Here is a 4,312-nt window from a genome sequence, read left to right as displayed (position 1 = left end):
GCCTGTGGAGCCTTGTCTGTTTTAATAATTTGTTTTGACATTTCCTTATCCTGAAAAAGTAAGTTAGCTATTTTGACCTGACCATGCGCACAACACTATCGATGCCACGTACCCGGCGGATGATATTCGCCAAATGTTTCCGGTCACTGACACTTAAAGTAAATTTCATGGAAGAATGGGAACCATCACGTTCTTCCATCGAAACATTTTCGATATTCACGGACATTTCCGCAATGGCTGCTGCAACGGTTGCCAGTACGCCTCGGCGGTTTTCCGTATCCACACGCACATCAACAGGAAATGTTGATTGCACTTGGTCGTCCCATTGTACGTCAACCCATTTATCCGGACGAGAGCGATAATCTTTGGTATTTTTACAGCTATCTCGGTGTATCACAATTCCGCGACCCACGCTGATAAATCCCAGTATTGGATCACCGGGAATGGGACGACAGCATTTTGCATAGGACACAACCGTGCCTTCTGTACCTTTGATGGCCAGCGGGCGGTTATCTTTGCTACCGGTTTTCATCCAGTCCGGTGCATAACGACTAAATACAGTTTTGATACCTAATGGACGCAATGTCGAGCGCGAAAATTTTTCTTTGGGTTTTTCTGTTTCCGTCAATTGCCGGGCAACCAGCAGCGCCACTCGATTACCCAGGCTGATCTGCTCCAGCAGATCATCCAGTTTTCCCAGCTTGAATTCTTCCAGCAATTTATTGATACGTGATTCCGGAATATCATCCAGACTGGCAGAAAATGAAGCCAGGGATTTTTCCAGTAAACGACGACCCAGCTGAATCGCTTCATCACGTTTGAGTCGCTTGAGGAAACTACGTATGTTGGAGCGCGCTTTAGCGGATACTACAAAATCAAGCCACACCGGATTGGGTTTAGCGCCAGGCGCAGAAATAATTTCCACTGTTTGTCCGTTATGCAATTGCGTGCGCAAAGGCGCCAGACGGCGGTCTATTTTGCCAGCGACGCAGGAATTTCCAAGATCACTATGCACTGCGTAGGCAAAATCCACGATGGTGGAGCCGCGTGGTAATGTCATGATGTCCCCTTTCGGCGAGAATACATAAACTTCGTCCGGGAACAGGTCGATTTTAACATTCTCTAGAAACTCCTGAGAGTTCCCCGCATGTTGTTGCATTTCCAGTAATCCACGCAACCACTCCTGCGCCAAATCCTTACGATGCCCATCACCGCCTGATTTATATAACCAATGCGCAGCGATACCCACGTTAGCCACTTTTTCCATGTCCTCAGTGCGAATTTGCACTTCAATCGCGATGCCATAGGGACCAAACAGGATAGTGTGTAGTGACTGGTAACCGTTGGCTTTGGGAATCGCGATATAATCCTTGAATTTACCGGGCACCGGTTTGTAAATGCTATGGATAATACCGAGCACGCGATAGCATGTATCCGGTTTATCGACCACGATACGAAACGCATAGACGTCAAAGACCTCGGCAAAGGACAAACCTTTCGTGCGCATTTTTTCATAAATACTGTACAGGTGTTTTTCCCGACCCTTAACCGGATAATCGATGCCTTCCTGATGTATACGATCTTCGATATTGCTGCGAATTTTTTCCAGCACTTCACCGCGATTACCACGCGCTTTTTTGACCGCCTCTTCGAGGATACGATAGCGCATTGGATAGGCGGCTTTAAATCCCAGCTCTTCCAGTTCCAGTCGAAGATTATGCATGCCAAGGCGGTTGGCAATTGGTACGTAAATTTCCAGGGTCTCTTTGGAGATACGACGGCGTTTAGGTGGAGGCATAACACCCAGGGTACGCATGTTGTGTAAACGATCAGCCAGCTTGATGAGTATGACGCGAATATCACGCACCATGGCTAACATCATCTTGCGAAAGTTTTCGGCTTGCGCTTCTGCTTTACTTTCAAACTTAACCTGGGTTAACTTGCTGACGCCATCAACGAGCTCGGCCACTTCCTCACCAAACTCACTGGCCAGATGATCTTTAGCCATCGGGGTGTCTTCAATGACGTCGTGCAGCAAGGCTGCAATGACACTGTTTACATCCATGCGCATTTCCGCAAGGATGCGCGCAACAGCTAGGGGGTGATAAATATAGGGTTCGCCGGAAAGGCGTTGCTGGCCTTCGTGGGCATCTGCACCAAACAAATAAGCCCGGTAAACTTCTTTAACCTGGTCAGGTTCAAGGTAGGATTCAAGTAACGTACATAGATCACTTATAAGAAACACCGGGCCCTCTTGTGCATTGTGCGGCTTAGCTGGACTCCTTTGCCTCGTCGTACGATTCTTCGCTTTCTTCTTCCGGTTCTTTTTCGGCGGCGTCCAGTACAGCATTGTTTATCTTGCCTTCCGCGATTTCACGCAAAGCAACAACGGTAGGCTTGTCATTTTCCAGTTCCACCATGGCATCTTTGCCATGCGCAATTTGCCGGGCACGTCGACTGGCCAACAACACTAATTCAAAACGATTATCCACGTGTTCCAAACAATCTTCTACTGTTACTCTTGCCATGAAGTGACACCTCTAAAATAGTACTTGAATTTAACAATGCGTATTGAACGGGGGCCTTGAATCAACTTCCAGAAAAGCCCGACCCTGTATGACAGGGTTCTTCTGACTCTGTTTTGCCTAGATAGTCCGCCTGGACAGAAAGTACTTCCTAAACAATGCGTTGTCCAAGCCGGACAATTGTACATAAACGATGCTTAATGCACCAGCTATAAAAGCCTGATCTTTACGATAAGAGTTGCTGCAACAATTGTTCCTGGCGTTGGCACTGAATGTCACTGCGCTGTCGGCGAGCTATCACGATGGCACGTAACGCCTGTAGTGCCTGGTCAAACTCGTCATTTATCACCAAATAATCGAATTCCCGATAGTGTGACATCTCAGCCTCCGCGTCACGCATCCTTCGTTGCACAATCGCCTCGTCATCCTGACCTCGGGCGCGCAACCGCTCTTCCAAAGCAGCGCGGGATGGCGGCAAAATAAAAATACCGCAGCTCTCCGGGTATAATTTGCGTACTTGTTGTGCACCTTGCCAATCAATCTCCAGGATCACATCCAGGCCACCGGCGATGGTGGATTCCACAGACTGGCGTGATGTTCCATAGTAATTATCAAAAACTCTGGCATACTCCAGGAATGCATCTCGCTCAATCATCGCTTCAAAGGATGGCACATCAACATAATAATAGTCCTCACCATGCACCTCACCCGGCCGCGCCTGCCGGGTAGTATGGGATACCGAGACGGTAATTCCCGCGGTAGATTCCAGCAGTGCTTTCACCAGGCTGGTTTTTCCGGCACCGGAAGGCGCCGCGACGATATACAGTGATCCTGGAACTTGCCCGATGTTAGAATCCATTGCCATGTCGTTTGCTTTAGTTCCTGGTAAGTTATCAAGCAAAATTTCGGTAAAGCTTATTCAATATTCTGCACCTGCTCTCGCATTTGCTCAATAAGCACTTTCAACTCGACAGAAGCGCGAGTCATTTCAGTGTCCGGCGATTTGGAGGCCAGGGTGTTTGCTTCCCGATTCAGTTCCTGCATTAAAAAATCCAGGCGACGCCCAATGGGCTTTTTATCCTCCAGAACCCGTTTCACCTCCTCAATATGTGCCTGGAGACGATCCATTTCCTCGGCGACATCTGATTTGTTACATAGAAAAACCACTTCCTGCTCCAAGCGTACCTCATCTAGTTCTGCCTGCCACTCGGTCAGTTTTTCCTTGATCCTCTGGCGCATAGCTTCGATTGCCACCGGAATTCGTTGCTGGACTTTGGCCACCTCAACCGCCATTGCCTCACAGCGCTCCAACAACAACTGTTTCAGTTTTTCACCCTCCCGCTCACGGGTCTCTTTGAGTTCCTTCAGTCCATCATTCACCAGGGTCATTGCAGTGGCAACCAGCTGCTCCGCGTCGACTTCCGGCGTCTTCAGTACGCCCGGCCATTTCAGGACATCTATCATTCGCAAAGCGTCGACGCCTGGCAGGACAGTTTCTACCGCTTTACTGGCCGCAGTGAGCGAGCCGACTAATTCTTGATCAACTTCGAAGCCGGATAACTGCGTCACAGGTGGCTGATAGCGTAAATTTGCATCGATTTTACCGCGTTTCACAACCTGGCCAATGCTTTCCCTTATTTTGGCCTCCGATGATCGAAGTTCCTCCGGTAAGCGCAGACTCACTTCAGAAAACCGATGATTGACCGATTTTAATTCTAGGGTGAGTGTACCTGCTTCACTCTCTATAGTTTGGCGCGCAAAAGCCGCCTCGGAGGGTATCACCGAAT

Annotated in this window: 4 protein-coding genes; all 4 read right to left on the bottom strand. The window is 48.7% G+C overall.

Features of this window, described 5'->3' with window-relative positions; genetic code table 11:
- Positions 1–67: 67 nt before the first annotated feature.
- Positions 68–2,245 carry a bifunctional GTP diphosphokinase/guanosine-3',5'-bis pyrophosphate 3'-pyrophosphohydrolase gene (gene spoT / locus ACWVCM_RS12830; protein ID WP_455202153.1) on the bottom strand — a complete coding sequence of 726 codons (2,178 nt, stop codon included), beginning with the start codon at positions 2,243–2,245 and terminating at the stop codon, positions 68–70.
- Between the two features lie 25 nt (positions 2,246–2,270).
- Positions 2,271–2,528: a DNA-directed RNA polymerase subunit omega gene (gene rpoZ, locus ACWVCM_RS12825; protein WP_455202152.1), complete on the bottom strand. Its 258-nt coding sequence runs from the start codon at positions 2,526–2,528 to the stop codon at positions 2,271–2,273.
- Between the two features lie 223 nt (positions 2,529–2,751).
- Positions 2,752–3,390, bottom strand: coding sequence for a guanylate kinase (gmk, locus tag ACWVCM_RS12820; protein ID WP_455202151.1), 639 nt, complete (start codon positions 3,388–3,390; stop codon positions 2,752–2,754).
- A 50-nt stretch (positions 3,391–3,440) separates the two neighbouring features.
- Positions 3,441–4,312: YicC/YloC family endoribonuclease (locus tag ACWVCM_RS12815; protein WP_455202150.1), on the bottom strand; the 872-nt coding region annotated here is incomplete at its 5' end.

The sequence above is a fragment of the Kaarinaea lacus genome, assembly GCF_975902315.1.
Note: the sequence above shows the minus strand (reverse complement) of the source record. Positions and strands in the feature narration are given on the sequence as shown.

Bases quoted from the DNA above. Each gene is read 5' to 3' on its own strand.
- rpoZ (WP_455202152.1), bottom strand. From the start codon at position 2,528: ATGGCAAGAGTAACAGTAGAAGATTGTTTGGAACACGTGGATAATCGT.
- gmk (WP_455202151.1), bottom strand. From the start codon at position 3,390: ATGGCAATGGATTCTAACATCGGGCAAGTTCCAGGATCACTGTATATC.